The organism is Janthinobacterium sp. LPB2021202312-11-4 (genome assembly GCF_037049705.1).
In the GTDB taxonomy this organism is placed as follows: domain Bacteria; phylum Pseudomonadota; class Gammaproteobacteria; order Pseudomonadales; family Pseudomonadaceae; genus Aquipseudomonas.
In genome coordinates, this window is the sequence record NZ_JBAGKV010000017.1 from 89,315 (window position 1) to 105,238 (window position 15,924).

Genomic DNA, 15,924 nt, shown 5'->3' on the forward strand with positions numbered 1-15,924 from the left:
TTGCGACATGCACGGTCAAGTTATTGAACTCGTTTCATGCAATAAGCAAAAACCAGGCAGTGCTAAGTTGCCTGGCACATTTAAGCTTGCCGTTCCGAGAACGATACCAGGGTCAGCGGTTTGGCATGGGCGGGGGGCTGAAACCGGCTTTGACCGACCTGAAAGGCAAAGGCTTCGATCAGCGAGACTTGCTCGCTGTCATCAAGGCTCAACTGGCCGGTTTTCGGATCAATAAGTTCAAGTTGCCAGGCCAGCAGGGTGAAGCAGTCCTTCAACGCGGCCAGCGCCTGGTCATTGAGGGCACTGTGATGTTGGGCATGGTTCAACAGGCCATGAATATGCAGCGAGAACTCCGAAACCGCCTCCAGCGCCAGGGCATCGGCCCCGTTTGCCAGTTTGAGGAGCGTGCTGAGCATGCAGTCGATGGCGTCCGTGTCATTGCTGATCAGCTGTAAATGACTGAGGCACTCCTCGGATTTGGCCAGGAGTGTGTCAGCCTCGACGAGAAACTCCGGAAGCCGCAGAGGCCCCTCTTTATGGTCGTTCGCCATGCTTATCTCCACCACGTCATGTCAGATGAGGGAATGTCGTGTGTGTCGATGATCACGAGTTGTCGTACAAGCGCGCATCGGCTGGCTTGTGCGCACGCTAGAGAACTCGAGAGGGTGGAGGGCCACTGACCTGCGATCGCACACAAAAGCCTGACTCCGTTCATGCAATGAGAATGGCGTCACATTAATGGCTATTGGATATCGCGAATATCAGGTTGGACCTGATTGTTGCTAGGGGAATCCCTTACGCAGGGGAACCTAACGTGCAAACCGAGGTCGCGCGGCAGGGAATGAAGCAGATGAAATTGCGGGGCCAGTAAAGCATGATGTTAATGTGACATCAATGCTTGAGCGTGGCATTTTGTGCAGGGGTCAAGCTCCGGCAATAACAGCCGATAACACCCTTTAGTGAATTCATTAGAACAAGCCCAGGAGTCATTGATGGCCGGCATTCTCGACACGGTAGACCAACGCACGCAACTGGTGGGTGAGAATCGCCTGGAAATTCTCATGTTCCGGCTGGCCGGGCGGCAATTGTTCGCGATCAACGTCTTCAAAGTGCAGGAAGTGCTGCAACTGCCAAAACTGACCCTGATGCCCCAGCGCCATCCGTTTGTCTGTGGCGTGGTCAACCTGCGCGGCCAGACGCTGCCGGTGATCGACCTGTCCCAGGCCATCGGCATGCGTCCGCTGGTGCCAAGCCCTACCAGCACCATTATTGTTACCGAGTACAACCGCTCGGTGCAGGCGTTCCTGGTCGGTGGCGTGGACCGCATCGTCAACATGAACTGGGAAGCCATTCTGCCGCCGCCGACCAGCGCCGGCCGCCAGCATTACCTGACGGCCATCAGCAAGGTCGATGATCAGTTGGTGGAAATCATCGACGTGGAAAAAGTCCTCGCCGAAATCGTCCCGTACAACGCCAAGGTCTCCAAGGACAAATTGGATGACCCGGTGCTGGAGCGCGCCCGTGGCCGCGAAGTGCTGCTGGTGGACGACTCCAACGTGGCGCTCTCGCAATTGCGCGACACCCTCGGCCAGTTGGGCGTGAAAATGCACATCGCCAGCGATGGTTTGAAGGCGCTGAACATGCTCAAGGCCTGGGCCGATACCGGTGTGGTCATGACCGACAAGCTGCTGATGATCTTCACCGACGCCGAAATGCCGGAAATGGACGGTTATCGCCTGACCACCGAAATCCGTAATGACCCGCGTCTGCGTGGCCTCTATGTGGTCTTGCACACGTCGTTGTCCGGCAGCTTCAACGACTCGATGGTCAAGAAGGTCGGCTGCGACAACTTCCTGTCCAAGTTCCAGCCGGACAAACTTGTCGACGTGGTGCGCCAGCGCCTGATGCTCGACGAAGTACCGGCCTGATAACGCCTGGCCTACTGTGGGAGCGGGCTCGCTCGCGAAGAGGTCGTGTCAGTCGACATGATTGGTGACTGATGTACCGCTTTCGCGAGCAAGCCCGCTCCCACAGGGGCTGTAGTGATCTCAGTCTTTGATTCAGCGATCAAGCTCGTATAGGGTGGCGTTTTTTGCCCACCAGGGAGCTGGCCATGCTGCGTCTGAGCGCGCTTTATCGTTATCCGTTGAAATCCGGCAAGGGCGAGACCCTGCAACACGTCAGCCTCGACAAACTTGGCCTGGACGGGGATCGACGCTGGATGCTGGTGGACGAGGCCAGCGGGCGCTTCCTGACCCAGCGCGCCGTGGCGCAGATGAGCCAGTTGTCAGCGCTGTGGAATGCCGACGGTGGCTTGACCCTCAGCGCGCCTGGCCATTCCCCCATCGATATTGCCTTGCCCGGCAGCGACGCGGAATTACGCGGTGTAACCATTTGGCGCGACACCCTGCGCGTGCCCGATGCCGGCGATGCGGCAGGGGCCTGGGTCAGCCAATTCATCGGTAAACCGACGCGGCTGGTGCAAGTGCCACTGGACCGTGCACGCACCACCCAGGCCGGTTATGGCAAGGATGACGATCAGGTGGCGTTCGCCGATGGCTTTCCGTTGCTGCTGATTGGCCAGGCGTCGCTGGAAGACTTGTCGAGCAAGGTCGGCCGTTCGCTGGAAATGCTGCGCTTTCGCCCGAACCTGGTGATCGAGGGCAGTGACGCGTATGCCGAGGATGGCTGGAAGCGCATTCGCATCGGCGACGTTGAGTTCCGGGTGGTCAAGTCCTGCTCGCGGTGCATCCTGACCACCATCGATCCGCAGACCGGTGAGCGCAGCGATGATCGCGAGCCGCTGGCCACGTTGCAGAAGTACCGGGCCGAGGAAGATGGCGCGATGTTTGGCCAGAACCTGGTCAACGACAGCAATGGCCGACTGGAAGTGGGCATGCCAGTGACGATTCTCGAATAGTCTCCGAGGAATGAAAAATGCCCGTGTCCAAGGACACGGGCATTTTTTTGTCACTGTGAAACCCAGGGTTTTAGCCGCGGTATTCGCACAGGTAAGCAGTGTCGACGGCCACTTTCAACTGGAACTTGCTGTTGGCGGGCACGTTGAACTGGCTGCCGGCAGCGAAGGTTTCCCAGTCATTGGCATCTGGCAGTTTGACGGTCAGGGCGCCGGTCACCACGTGCATGATTTCACGCTGGCTGGTGCCGAATTCGTATTCGCCCGGGGCCATGACGCCGATAGTCGCCGGACCTTCAGCGGTGCCGAAAGCGATCGACTTGACGGTGCCGTCGAAGTACTCGTTGACTTTAAACATGGGCGATTCCTCGAAAAGGGCTTAAAAGGGCCGGCCAGTATGCACAAGGCCCTTGGCGCCGTCACCTCTCTAGATGGGCAGAACCAGCGGTAACAACCGCGCGGTATTACGTGCATCTTCCAGCGCCCGGTGTTGCTGGCCGTTGAACTGCATGCCGGCCAATTGCAGCGCGGCGTTAAGCCCCAGGGGACGTTCAAGCCGCCGGGTCTTGGCGAAGCGCTGTTTGAGGTTCATGTGCGGCACCCGGCTCAACACGCTGTCGAGTTGCAGGCGCTGCCATTCCTGCACCAATTGTTGGCGGTCGTAATCCCCCCAACTGGCCCAACCTTCCAGAACCGAGTGGTGCTGGGTGAGCCAATGCTCGAATGCCGCCCAGACCTCGGTCAGCGGTTGCGCCGCATCGATATTGGCCTGGGTGATGTGGGTCAGTTCCCGACAAAACGGCGTCAGCAAGGGCCGGCGCGTCGGGCGCACGAAGCGCTGGAACTGATCCACTTCTCGACCTTTTCGGTCCACCAGGGTGGCACCGATTTCGATGATTTCCATTTCCGTGACTGGCCAGCCGCCCTCATCGGTGGTGGCTTCCAGATCAATGACCAACCAGTGAGGCATCGCAAGGTTCCTGGTATCCGCGTCCTGATAGGGCTTGAGCGTAGCCAAACCCGGCGGATACGCCTAGCGTCTTATTCGACCTCCAACAAAATCTGACGATTTTTGACTTGGTCGCCAACCCTGACTTGCAAGCGTTTCAGCACGCCGTCGATGCCGGATTTGAGCGGATGCTCCATTTTCATGGCTTCCAGCACCACCAGCAGTTGGCCTTTGCTAACGGTACTGCCCTCACGGACCAGCACGTCGACAATCGCCCCGTCCATCGGCGCCTTGAGCGTGCCGGAGCTGACACTGATCTGGCTGTTGACCGGGGTTTGGGTGCGGTCCTCCAACTGCAGGCTGCCGGGGCGGGTGAATAGCCAGAGTTGCCCGGCGTCGAAGCGATAGGCCTGGCGCTGGCGGATGCCGTCGATTTCCAGGGTGGCGTGGTGGGCGTCGCAGTGGATGATCTTCAGTTCAAGCGTGCGCCCGTCGATCTGTAACCGGTAAGGTTCGCCAGGCACTGCGTTCAGTTCCACGATCCAGTCAGAGTCTTCCACGCCGATGCGGTAGTGCAGCGGCACGCTGGCGTTGTTGCGCCAACCGGCCAATGGGGCCGAGTGTTGGTGCGCGGAGGCTCGATACATCAGCGCTGCGGCGATGGCCAACTCTTCGGCGCTGGGGATATGGGCATGCAGGCAAGGATGCTCCGCAAAGTGCGTTGGGATAAACCCGGTGCTGAACTCGCCGCGAATGAATTGCGGATGTTCCAACAGGCTGGCGAGCAGCCGCTGATTGCTTTGCACACCCAGCAACACGCTGTCCTGCACCGCCCGCAGCAACTTGCGCCGGGCCTCTTCGCGGGTGGCGCCGTGGGCGATGAGCTTGCCGAGCATCGGGTCGTAGAACGGGCTGACGTGTTGGCCTTCGATCAGGCCATGGTCGATGCGCACGCCGTTTTGCAAGGCCGGCGCCCAAGCGCTGATCCGCCCGGTCTGCGGCAGGAAGCCCTGGGCCGGGTCTTCGGCGTACAGGCGCACCTCGATGGCATGCCCGTTGAGTTGCACTTGATCCTGGCGCAACGGCAGCGGCAGGCCTTCGGCAACGTGCAGTTGCCAGGCCACCAGATCCAGGCCGGTGATCAGCTCGGTCACCGGATGTTCCACCTGCAACCGGGTGTTAATCTCCAGAAAATAAAACTGCCCACGGGCATCCAGCAGGAATTCCACCGTGCCGGCACCGACGTAATTCACCGCTCGCCCGGCTTTGAGCGCCGCTTCGCCCATGGCCCGGCGCAGTTCGGCGGTCATCACCGGGCAGGGCGCTTCCTCGATGATTTTCTGATGTCGACGCTGGATCGAACAGTCGCGCTCGCCGAGGTAGATCAGGTTGCCGTGTTGGTCGCCGAACACTTGAACCTCAACATGGCGCGGGTCAATCAGTGCCTGTTCGAGGATCAGTTCATCGCTGCCAAACCCGTTCAGCGCTTCAGAGCGGGCGGTGCGCAGTTGCTCCAGCAAATCACTGGCGTTGTGCACCAGGCGCATACCCCGCCCGCCGCCGCCAGCGCTGGCCTTGATCATTAGCGGGTAGCCAATGCGTTCAGCCTCGCGACTCAGGGTCGCGTCGTCCTGTCCGGCGCCCTGATAGCCGTCGATGCAGGGCACGCCCGCCGCGAGCATGGCGATTTTTGACAGGCGTTTGCTGCCCATCAGTTCGATGGCTTCGGGGCTGGGGCCGATAAAGGTGAGGCTGGCCTGTTGGCAGGCAAGGGCGAACGCGGCGTTTTCCGAGAGGAAGCCATAGCCGGGATGGATGGCGTCGGCCCCGGTGCGCCGGGCGGCCTCGATGATCGCCGGGATGTTCAAGTAGGACTGCTGCACCGGGGCCGGGCCGATGTTTACGGCTTCGTCGGCCATTTGCACGTGCAGGGCATCGGCGTCGGCGTCACTGAAGACTGCGACCGTGCGGTAGCCCAAGGCCTGGGCAGTGCGCTGGATGCGGCAGGCAATTTCACCACGGTTGGCGATCAGGATTTTGTTGAGTCCGGGCATGGGTCGTCTCTCAAGTTGTGCGGTGAAGGTGATGGCCTCTTCGCGGGCAAGCCTTGCTCCTACAGGTTTGCGCAATGCCCTATAGGAGCAAGGCTTGCCCGCGATGCTTTTAGGGCGCCCACCCCGGTTTGCGTTTTTGCACGAAGGCCATCGTCCCCTCAACGCCCTCGGCCCCGGTCACCGCTTCGCTGAACCACTGGGCCGCTTGATCCAGCAGCGCCTCGGACGGCTGCCCGGCACTCGCCAGCAAGAGTTTTTTAGTCTGCGCATTGGCTCCCGGTGCGCAGCACAACACATGGGCCAACACCTCCTCGAGGCGCTCGGCGAGGGCTTGCGGGTCGTGCTCGACGAAATGCACCAGGCCGATCCGCTTGGCCTGGATGCCATCGAACCGCGCCGCCGTCAGCGCCAGTCTGCGGGCCTGGGTCAGGCCGATGCGCTGGACCACGAACGGTGCGATCTGCGCCGGCAACAGGCCGAGGCTGGTTTCCGGCAAACCGAACTGCGCCTGATGATCGGCCAGCGCCACGTCGCTGACGCAGGCCAGTCCAAAACCACCGCCCAGTACCGCGCCCTGCAAAATCGTGATCACCACTTGCGGCGCGTGTTGCACCTCTTGCAACAGCGTGCCGAACGCCCGGTTCAAATCGCGATAGGCCTCCGGGCCTTGAGCGCGGGCGTTGGCCATGTCTTTGATGTCGCCGCCGGCACAGAAATGCCCATCGGCACCGCCAATCACCAAGGCCCGAACGGCTCGGTCATCGCGCACCGCCGCCAGCACCGCGCGCAGTTCGGCAACCATCTGCAAGCTCATGGCGTTGCGGCTTTGCGGGCGGTTAAGGGTGATGTGCAGCACGCCGTTGTGGGGTTCAAGCAACAGCGTCTGGCAATCCGGCAGGCTGTTCATTTCTTTTTCCCCGGCAGGGTGCCCATGAGTTTGCAGATGATCCCCAGCATGATTTCGTCGGCGCCACCGCCGATCGACACCAGCCGAACATCGCGGTAGGCCCGGGCCACCGGGTTGTCCCACATGAAACCCATGCCGCCCCAGTATTGCAGGCAACTGTCGCTGACTTCCCGGCCCAGGCGTCCGGCCTTGAGTTTGGCCATCGACGCCAGACGCGTGACGTCCTGGCCTTTGATGTACTGCTCGGTGGCCTGGTAGACCAGCGCCCGCAGGCATTCGATTTCGGTCTGCAATTCGGCCAGGCGAAAGTGAATCACCTGGTTGTCGATCAGCGCATTGCCGAAGGTCTTGCGTTCCTTGCAGTACTCGATGGTGCTGTCGATGCAGTATTCCAGGCCCTTGATCATGTTGGCCGCGCCGAACAGCCGCTCCTCCTGGAACTGCAACATCTGCATCATGAACCCCGCGCCTTCGTGGCCGATACGGTTGCGCTGTGGCACCCGCACATTGTCGAAAAACACCTGGGCGGTTTCCGAGCTGCGCATGCCGAGTTTGTCCAGGTGCGAACTCAGGCTGATGCCGGGTGTATTCATTGGCACCATGATCAGCGACTTGTTGATGTGCGGTTTGTCGTCCGAAGTATTGGCCAGCAAACAGATGAAGTCGGCGCTCGGCGAGTTGGTGATCCACATCTTGCTGCCGTTGATCACGTAGTCGTCGCCATCCTTGCGGGCGGTGGTTTTCAGCCCGGCGACATCGGAACCGGCGCCGACTTCCGAGACGCCAATGCAACCGACTTGCTCGCCGGTGATCGCGGGACGCAGGAACTCTTCACGCAGTTCATCGGAGCCGAACCGGGCGAGGGCCGGGGTGCACATGTCGGTCTGTACGCCGATGGACATGGGAATCCCGCCGCAATGGATGGTGCCGAACTCTTCGGCGGCGACGATCGAATAGCTGTAGTCGAGGGCCATGCCACCGAATTTTTCCGGTTTGGAAATCCCCAGCAGACCGAGATCGCCGGCCTTGCGGAAAATGTCATGGATCGGAAAGCGTCCAGCCTTTTCCCATTCCTCGACGTGCGGGTTGATCTCGTGATCGACGAATTGGCGAACGGTGCGGCGCAGTGCTTCGTGTTCCTGGGTGAAGATCATTTTTATTGTTCTCCTGAACGCCCTAGAAGCGGGCTACACCAAAACTGTTGGGTTGCAGCGGTCGAATCTCGGCCTCGTGGCAGATATCCAGCAAATACCCGAGCAAGGTGCGGGTATCCCGGGGATCGATCAGCCCGTCATCCCACAAACTGGCGCTGCCGTAGAGCGCAGTGGACTGGCTGTCGAGTTTCTGCGCGGTGACCTGCTCCAGCATGTCGAGCATTTTCGGGTCCGGCACCAGGCCGTCCTTGAGTTGCTTGGCCTCAGTGACGATCCGCAGCACCTTGCCGGCCTGGGCGCCACCCATCACGGCAGTGCGGCTGTTGGGCCAGGCGAAGATGAAACGCGGGTCGAGGCCACGGCCGCACATCGCGTAATTGCCGGCACCGTAGGAGCCACCGACGACAATGGTCAGTTTCGGCACCCGGGCATTGGCCACCGCTTGAATCATCTTCGCGCCGTGCTTGATCACGCCTTGCTGTTCCGATTCGGTGCCGACCATGAACCCGGTGGTGTTGTGGAAAAACAGCAGCGGCGTCTGGCTCTGGTCGCAGAGCTGAATGAACTGCGCCGCTTTGCTCGCGCCTTTGGGCGTGATCGGGCCGTTGTTGCCGATAAAGCCGCAGGCACGACCCTGGATTTTCAGGTGGCCGCAGACTGTCTGCTGATCGAACTCGCTCTTGAATTCAAGGAAGTTCGAGCTGTCGGCAATCCGGGCGATGATTTCGCGCACGTCGTAGGGTTTTTTCGGATCGTCCGGGATCAGGCCCAAGAGTTCGTCGATGGGGTAAAGCGGTTCCTTCCACTGCGGTTCGGGCAGCCACGGCAACTGCTCGTTCCAAGCCAACAGGCTGACGATCTCGCGCACCAGACGCACGCCATCGGCATCGTTTTCGGCCAGGTACTCGGCGGTGCCGGCGGTTTGTGCATGCATCTCGGCGCCGCCCAGTTCTTCATCGGTGGCGATTTCGCCGGTGGCAGCCTTGAGCAACGGCGGGCCGGCGAGAAACAGCTTGGCCTTGCCGCGTACCACCACCACGTAATCCGACAACCCTGGCTGATAAGCGCCACCCGCCGTGGCCGAGCCGTGGACCACGGTGATTTGCGGCAAGCCCATGGCCGACATTCGCGCCTGATTGGCAAAGCTGCGGGCACCTTCGACGAAAATTTCGGCGGCGTAATTGAGGTTGGCGCCGCCGCTCTCGGCGAGGGTGATCACCGGCAGTTTGTTTTCCATGGCGATCTGTTGCAGGCGCAGGGATTTCTTCAGACCGCTGGGGGAAATGGTCCCGCCCTTGATCGCGCTGTTGTTCGCCACCACCAGCACTCGTACTCCAGAGACATAACCAATGCCGGCAATCAATCCGCCGCCGGCGGAACTGCCATCCTTGTCGTCGTGCAACTTGTAACCGGCCAGGCTCGCCAGTTCGAGGAACGGTGCGCCAGGGTCGAGCAGCAGGTTAAGACGTTCACGGGGTAGCAACTGGCCGCGCTTGTCAAATTTCTCCTTGGCTTCGGCAGCCTTGTTCAGCAGGTTTTGTTCGAGTTGGCGGACATGCTCGATAGCCACCAGCATCGCCGCGCGATTGCGGGCGAACTGTTCGCTGAACGGGTCTACCTGGGACTGGATCACCGGCATGGCTTATTCCTTGTCCTTGAGTACATCGGGCAAATAGGCACGGTGGAAGCCGTTATAGGACTCGCTGTTCTGCGCTTTATGGATCGGCCACGCCCGACCGCCCAGGCTCGCCGCGCCGTCGATGCGCAAAGTACTGCCGCTGACAAACGCCGCCGCCGGGCTCAGCAGGAAAACAATCGCCGCGCTGACTTCCGATTCGGTGCCGATACGCTTGAGTGGTACATGCTCGCGCAGGGTTGGAATCACAGCCTTGAACGCGCCTTCGTAGGTGTCCATGCCGCTGGACGCAATCCAGCCCGGCGCTACGGCATTGATCCGCACCCCGGCGTAACCCCATTCGAACGCCGCAGTCTTGGTCAGGTTGTCCATGCCCGAGCGTGCGGCCCCCGAGTGGCCCATGCCGGGCATCCCGCCCCACATGTCGGCGAGCATGTTGACGATGCTGCCGCCATGCTTGCTCATGGACTGGTTGAAGACTTCCCGGGCCATCAGGAAACCGCCGACCAGATTGGTGCGCATCACGGTTTCGAAACCCTTCTGATTGATCGAGGCCAATGCCGACGGGAACTGCCCGCCGGCATTGTTGACCAGGCCGTGAATCGGCCCGTACAGGCGGATCAACTCGCTGACCAGGTGCTTGACCGCTTCTTCCTCGCGAATGTCGCAGGTCTTCCAGTCAGCCTTGCCACCGTCTTCTGCAATTTCGGCGGCGACGGCTTTCAGTTTGTCGGCCTTGCGTCCGACCAGCAGCACATGGGCACCGAGGGCCGCCAGTTCGTGGGCGGTGCAGCGACCGATGCCGCTGCCGCCGCCGGTGACAATAATGGTTTGGCCGGCGAACAGGTCGGGTTTGAAAATCGAGTCGTAAGCCATGGCAGCGGTCCTCTAGTTGACCTGGTCGGCGATGCACTGAGGCACCGGAATCTGGATCTCCAGCAGTTGCTGGGCGAAGGCCTTGCCTTGCGGATCGATCCGCAGGCTGGCCACGCCGCCACCGCCAAGGGCGTTTTCCAGCAGAAAATTCAAGCTGTGGGTGCCGGGCAAGTACCAGCGCTCGACCCGGCCGTGGACCGGATCAAGTATGTGGCTCATCCAGTCGACCATCACCTCCGGGGTCAGCGCTTCGGCGATCCATGGCAGGAACTGTGGCTGCCGCGCCATGACTCCGATGTTGCTGTGATTGCCCTTGTCGCCGGAACGGGCGACGGCGAGTTTGACCAATGCCACGCTGGCATCGGCCCGCTCGGTGGGTTTGGGGGGATCGAACGGCACGGGCAAATCCGCCGGGTCGAGTGCATCGAGGGTGGGCAGGGCGCAGGGGTGGCGCTGACCGTTGAGATCAATTTCCAGCGAACAGGCATTTTTGTCGATCAGGAACGAGAACAGCCGGATCAGCGGATACACCGTCGGCCGGCCGCCGACGATCCCGGTCAGCCCCGGCGCCATGCCGGTGGCGGCCTGGGCGATTTCCCGGGAGAACACGATCAAGGCCTGTTTGCCCGGATGGCGCACGGCGAGTTTGATCACCACTTCGCGGCTGTCCTGGCGCTGGCCGTGGGGGCCATAGGTGGCCTCGCTGCCGAGCAGTTCGATATTCACTTCGCTGTAGGGCGCCCAGCCGCGCTGGCTGAAAATCTCCGACGTCTTGTTGATGATCGCTTCGCTGACCCGCCGCGCCTTGTCCACTGCATCGATACCGGCGATCAGGCAACTGGCGGTGCAGCGGAAACCGTCCGGGTAAGTGGCGCTGACCTTGTATTGGTCGGTGGGCGGCAGGCCTTTGGCACCGTGCACCTGAACCGCGTTCTTGCCTTGTTGTTGAAGTTTGACCTGGCTGAAATCGCAGACCACGTCCGGCAGCAGATAGGCCTGCGGGTCGCCAATTTCATACAGCATTTGTTCGCCAACGGTCAGCGGCGTGACCAGTCCGCCGGAGCCTTCGGGTTTGCTGACGATGAACTGGCTGTCGGCGCTGACTTCGACGATGGGGAAACCGATGTGCTCGTAGTCGGGCACCTCGCGCCAGTCGGTGAAGTTGCCGCCGGTGCATTGGGCGCCGCATTCGATGAGGTGCCCGGCCAGCGCCGCTTGGGCCAGTTTGTCGTAGTCGTGCCACGACCAGCCGAATTCATGCACCAGCGCGGCGCTGACCACGGCGCTGTCGACCACCCGCCCGGTGATCACGATGTCGGCGCCCAGGCGCAGGGCTTCGACAATGCCTGGCGCGCCGAGGTACGCATTGGTGGACACGCACATGGGAGGCAACGGCGCGCCGCTGAACATTTCGCGCAGACCCTGGCTGCTCAGCTGTTTGAACTGCGGTTGCAGGTCATCGCCCAGCAGCACGGCGATCTTCAGCGCCACCCCGGCCTTGTCGCACGCCGCTTGCAGGGCCGCCGCGCAGGCCTGCGGGTTGACGCCGCCGGCATTGCTGATGACGCGGATCTGGTGTTCGGCGAGTTGAGGAAGCAGCGGGGCGAGGACTTCGATGAAGTCGCTGGCATAGCCGGCCTGGGGATCTTTCATCCGCGCGCCGGCCATGATCGACATTGTGATTTCGGCCAAATAGTCGAACACCAGATAGTCCAGGTGCCCGCCCTGCACCAGTTGCGCGGCGGCGGTCGAGGTGTCGCCCCAGAAGGCACTGGCACAACCGATGCGGATTGTTTTTGGCACGGTCAACTCCATGGTCAGGTCAGACGGAAGTGGCTTGAGACTACCAAGCAAGCGCTTGGTTTGTAAACGTCTGAAATATCTTCTTCCCAAGCGCTTGCTTGGTCGCCCTCGCCAGCTTAAATTGCCCGCGCAACCCCGCTGTTTTAGCGGCGAGCGGCGCATTTGACTGATCGACTGTAGGAGAGAACGGGTGGACGAGCAAAAAGCCCTGAGGGTGATGCGCGAATTGGTCGACAACGGCCAGTTGACCGACCCGGACAGCGCCCGCGGCAAACTGCTGCAAGTGGCGGCTCACCTGTTCCGCAATAAAGGCTACGAACGCACCACGGTGCGCGATCTGGCCAGTGCCGTGGGCATTCAGTCGGGCAGTATTTTTCATCACTTCAAAAGCAAGGACGAGATCCTGCGCGCCGTGATGGAAGAAACCATTCGCTACAACACTGCGCTGATGCACGCAGCACTGGCCGAGGCCGCTGATGTGCGCGAACGGGTGCTGGCGCTGATCCGCTGCGAATTGCAGTCGATCATGGGCGGCAGCGGCGAGGCGATGGCGGTGCTGGTCTACGAATGGCGCTCGCTGTCTGATGAAGGGCAGGCCCAGGTACTGGCGCTGCGTGACATTTATGAAGACCTCTGGCTGCAGGTGCTCGGTGAGGCCAAGGACGCCGGGTTTATTCGCGGCGATGTGTTCATCACCCGGCGGTTTTTGACGGGAGCGTTGTCCTGGACCACCACCTGGTTTCGTGCCGGTGGCAGCATGAGCCTCGATCAATTGGCCGAAGAGGCACTGATTCTGGTGCTCGAAGAGAAGCCGTGATGTGTCTATCTCGACAATAAACTGGCTAAGTAGGCGAAACCGCCTAGCTTGAATGCAATGATGGGTATTTTTTTCGGGGAGTAGGTTGTTTTGATGTCTTCGCCAAAGTGGACGGTCTCGCGGATTTTGCTGGCGGCACTGACAGTACTCTGGATATTGCCGTCCCAGGCCGCGCAACAGGTGCGGGTCGGTGCCGCGCATTTCCCTCCTTACACGGTGCGCCCGGAGTCCGGCGCCGACACCGGTTTGCTGCCGCAGTTGGTCGAAGCGCTGAACCAGTTGCAAACCGATTACCAGTTTGTGCTGGTGCCAACCTCGATTCCCCGGCGTTTCGGTGATTTCAAGCAAGGTCGCATCGACATGGCGATCTTCGAAAACCCGGACTGGGGCTGGAAGGACATTCCGCACACCACCGTCGACATGGGCCTGGAAGACGCCGAGATTTTTGTCGCGCAACGTGAGCCTGAACGTCGCGAGAGTTACTTTGCCGACCTCACCGGCAAGCGTCTGGCGCTGTTCAGCGGTTATCACTATGAGTTCGCCAACTTCAACGCCGACCCGAAATTCCTCGCGCAAAACTACAACGCCACGCTGACTTATTCCCATGACAGCAACCTGCTGATGGTGCTGCGCGGGCGGGCGGACATTGCCCTGGTCACGCGTTCCTACTTGAGTGATTACCTGCTGCGCAACGAGAAAGTCGCCGATCAGTTGCTGGTGTCCCAACGTATCGATCAGGTTTATCACCACTACGCACTGCTCAGCCCGGCGGCACCGATCAGCGGCCCCGCTTTCAGCAAGTTGCTGCAAGGCCTGCGCGATAACGGCCAGATGCTGAAGATTTTCGAGCCGTACAAAATCGCCGTGGTACCGGTGCCCAAACCCTGAAAAGGTGCCGCAGGTCGCGGATTTAACCCCTTCGCTTAAATTTCCCGCCCCGGCTCACGTCACATCGTTGAACTGTCGACGATTACTGTGAGCCCGACCCATGTCCAATCTGAATGACCTGACTGCCCTGGCCTTGCCGTCAGGGCGCAGTCTTGTAGCCGATGAAACCGAAACACGCCTGAGCTTGAGCCTGGAAGGGCAATCGCTGATCCGTTTGCGCCTGACCCGCGAGCCCGAGTTGCACCTGGAAGTCGAAGAACGCTTCGGCCTGCCCGCCAGTCAGGCGTTCTGGGCGGCGTGTTATTGGCTGTTCGCCCGCGACCCGGCCTGCCAACGCCTGACCTGGCGTCTGGGCGAAGCACCGACCGAGGCCTTGCTCAGTGGTTTGCTGATCGCGACTGAAACCGTGGGTGAGTACCGTTGTGAACGCACGCTGTTCTGGCAGTTGCCGCAGCCGTGGCTTGGCGAGTCGCTGACCGGCAGCTACCCGCAGCAGATGGTCATCAGCAACGCCAAGCGTCATCCGCTGCGCCCGGTCAAACCGCGCGGCGAAGTCTATCGGCGTTTCGATGCACGGCTCGGGGCCTGGGTTTCATTGCGCACGCTGGAAATCGAGCAGGACCTGACCCGTTTCAATCGCTGGCAGAACAGCCCGCGGGTAGCCAGTTTCTGGCAGGAGGAGGGCAGCCTCGAGAAACATCGCGAGTACCTGAGCAAACTCGACGCCGACCCGCACACCTTGACGCTGATCGGCTGTTTCGATGATCAGCCGTTTGCGTACTTTGAAGCCTACTGGGCCAAGGAGGATCGCATCGCGCCATTCTATGACGCCGGCGATTACGACCGCGGCATTCACATGCTGGTCGGGGAGGAGGCGCATCGCGGCCCGCACAAAGTGGCGAGCTGGTTATCGGCGCTGGTGCATTACCTGTTTCTCGATGATCCGCGCACCCAGCGCGTGGTCGCCGAGCCTCGCGCCGACAACGCGAAGATGATCGGGCATATGCACAATCAGTGTTTCCACTGTGAGAAAGAGTTCGACTTCCCGCACAAACGCGCCGCGCTGATGATGTTGGGGCGTGAGCGGTTTTTTGATCGGTGCAGGTTGGCTTGATGCTTGAGGCTCAAGATCCGTTGCGGTCTTGAGTCAGCCTTCGCGGGCAAGCCTCGCTCCTACAGGTTTTGCGTCGAGCCGCAATGGCACGGTTGGCACTAAACCTGTAGGAGCGAGGCTTGCCCGCGAAGCTTTTAACGACGGGCAAACGTATCCGCGCGACTGCCCGACACCTTGCGGCAATGCACCAGCGCATCGCGAATCATGAAGTTCACCAAGGTCGGCGAGACGCCGAGTTCCTTGGCGATGTCCTTTTGCGGCACGCCGTGCAAGCGGTACATCTCGAACGCGTAGCGGGTACGGCTGGGCAGCTCGGTCAGCGCGTCGGCGATGTGTTCCAGGGTCGAGAAGTTGATGTGCGAGGTTTCCGGCGACGCGCCCTGGATCACCACGTTCAAACCCTCTTCTTCAGGGCCCGAATACTTCAGCTCCAGCGCCTGCTTGCGGTAGTGGTCGATCGCCAGGTTGCGCACGATCTGGAACAGGTAACTGAGCTGTGCCTTGATCGAAGACGTGATCTGCGGCGCCGATTGCAGCCGGAAAAACGCATCTTGCACCACGTCTTCAGCACGCGACCGGCAGCCGGTAATGCGGGCTGCAATCTTGACCAGAATCAGTCGATTGTCGACGAATGCCTGAAGTAGCGGTGAATCGCACCTGCTTGTGGATACTTGTTCCGTCATGGAAATCACCTTGCTGCAAATAGGGTTGTGGGACGACAGGCCCATCGGAGCCGTCCTACACATCGAGCGACAAATTATGTTGAATGATAATGATTGTCAATTGAGAAAGAGAATTAATGCTCCACA

15 protein-coding genes are annotated in these 15,924 nt (G+C 60.8%); 5 read left to right on the forward strand and 10 right to left on the reverse strand.

Translation table 11 applies throughout. The annotated features are described in order from the left end of the window. Nucleotides 1–80: 80 nt before the first annotated feature. Nucleotides 81–551 carry a hypothetical protein gene (locus tag V5E99_RS18860; RefSeq protein ID WP_499803789.1) on the reverse strand — a complete coding sequence of 157 codons (471 nt, stop codon included), beginning with the start codon at nt 549–551 and terminating at the stop codon, nt 81–83. A 441-nt stretch (nt 552–992) separates the two neighbouring features. Between V5E99_RS18860 and V5E99_RS18865 the strand changes: the two genes are divergently transcribed. Then, nucleotides 993–1,928, forward strand: coding sequence for a chemotaxis protein CheV (locus V5E99_RS18865; RefSeq protein ID WP_054052105.1), 936 nt, complete (start codon nt 993–995; stop codon nt 1,926–1,928). Nucleotides 1,929–2,113: 185 nt separating this feature from the next. Next, nucleotides 2,114–2,920 carry an MOSC domain-containing protein gene (locus tag V5E99_RS18870; protein ID WP_499803790.1) on the forward strand — a complete coding sequence of 269 codons (807 nt, stop codon included), beginning with the start codon at nt 2,114–2,116 and terminating at the stop codon, nt 2,918–2,920. Between the two features lie 70 nt (nt 2,921–2,990). On the opposite strand, the gene ppnP is transcribed toward V5E99_RS18870, so the two are convergent. From ppnP to V5E99_RS18910, 8 genes are all read right to left on the reverse strand, one after another. Further along, nucleotides 2,991–3,275 carry a pyrimidine/purine nucleoside phosphorylase gene (ppnP, locus tag V5E99_RS18875; protein ID WP_201191215.1) on the reverse strand — a complete coding sequence of 95 codons (285 nt, stop codon included), beginning with the start codon at nt 3,273–3,275 and terminating at the stop codon, nt 2,991–2,993. Between the two features lie 69 nt (nt 3,276–3,344). Further along, nucleotides 3,345–3,887 (reverse strand): 3'-5' exonuclease, encoded by a 543-nt coding sequence (locus tag V5E99_RS18880; protein ID WP_499803791.1) that lies wholly within the window; start codon nt 3,885–3,887, stop codon nt 3,345–3,347. A 71-nt stretch (nt 3,888–3,958) separates the two neighbouring features. Continuing rightward, entirely contained in the window at nt 3,959–5,920 is a 1,962-nt protein-coding gene (locus tag V5E99_RS18885; protein ID WP_499803792.1) for an acetyl/propionyl/methylcrotonyl-CoA carboxylase subunit alpha, read from the reverse strand. Nucleotides 5,921–6,029: 109 nt separating this feature from the next. Then, nucleotides 6,030–6,827 carry an enoyl-CoA hydratase/isomerase family protein gene (locus V5E99_RS18890; RefSeq protein WP_499803793.1) on the reverse strand — a complete coding sequence of 266 codons (798 nt, stop codon included), beginning with the start codon at nt 6,825–6,827 and terminating at the stop codon, nt 6,030–6,032. Further along, complete coding sequence (gene atuD / locus V5E99_RS18895) at nt 6,824–7,981, reverse strand: citronellyl-CoA dehydrogenase (protein WP_499803794.1); 1,158 nt, start codon at nt 7,979–7,981, stop codon at nt 6,824–6,826. The genes V5E99_RS18890 and atuD overlap by 4 nt, the downstream gene beginning before the upstream one ends. 22 nt (nt 7,982–8,003) lie before the next feature. Further along, entirely contained in the window at nt 8,004–9,620 is a 1,617-nt protein-coding gene (gene atuC / locus V5E99_RS18900) for a geranyl-CoA carboxylase subunit beta (RefSeq protein ID WP_499803795.1), read from the reverse strand. A 3-nt stretch (nt 9,621–9,623) separates the two neighbouring features. Further along, a complete protein-coding gene (locus tag V5E99_RS18905) occupies nt 9,624–10,493 on the reverse strand; it encodes an SDR family oxidoreductase (protein ID WP_499803796.1) in 870 nt (289 codons plus the stop codon). Nucleotides 10,494–10,505: 12 nt separating this feature from the next. Further along, nucleotides 10,506–12,296, reverse strand: a complete 1,791-nt coding sequence (locus V5E99_RS18910) for an acyclic terpene utilization AtuA family protein (protein ID WP_499803797.1) — start codon at nt 12,294–12,296, stop codon at nt 10,506–10,508. Between the two features lie 190 nt (nt 12,297–12,486). On the opposite strand from V5E99_RS18910, the gene V5E99_RS18915 reads away from it, so the two are divergent. From V5E99_RS18915 to V5E99_RS18925, 3 genes are all read left to right on the forward strand, one after another. Continuing rightward, nucleotides 12,487–13,113 carry a TetR/AcrR family transcriptional regulator gene (locus tag V5E99_RS18915; RefSeq protein WP_499803798.1) on the forward strand — a complete coding sequence of 209 codons (627 nt, stop codon included), beginning with the start codon at nt 12,487–12,489 and terminating at the stop codon, nt 13,111–13,113. 93 nt (nt 13,114–13,206) lie between these two features. Beyond that, a complete protein-coding gene (locus tag V5E99_RS18920) occupies nt 13,207–14,001 on the forward strand; it encodes a substrate-binding periplasmic protein (RefSeq protein WP_499803799.1) in 795 nt (264 codons plus the stop codon). Between the two features lie 100 nt (nt 14,002–14,101). After that, the gene (locus tag V5E99_RS18925) at nt 14,102–15,115 is read left to right on the forward strand and encodes a GNAT family N-acetyltransferase (RefSeq protein WP_499803800.1); all 1,014 of its coding nucleotides are present in this window, start codon (nt 14,102–14,104) and stop codon (nt 15,113–15,115) included. Nucleotides 15,116–15,249: 134 nt separating this feature from the next. On the opposite strand, the gene V5E99_RS18930 is transcribed toward V5E99_RS18925, so the two are convergent. After that, nucleotides 15,250–15,798 (reverse strand): RNA polymerase factor sigma-70, encoded by a 549-nt coding sequence (locus V5E99_RS18930; RefSeq protein ID WP_149661803.1) that lies wholly within the window; start codon nt 15,796–15,798, stop codon nt 15,250–15,252. Between the last annotated feature and the right edge of the window lie 126 nt (nt 15,799–15,924).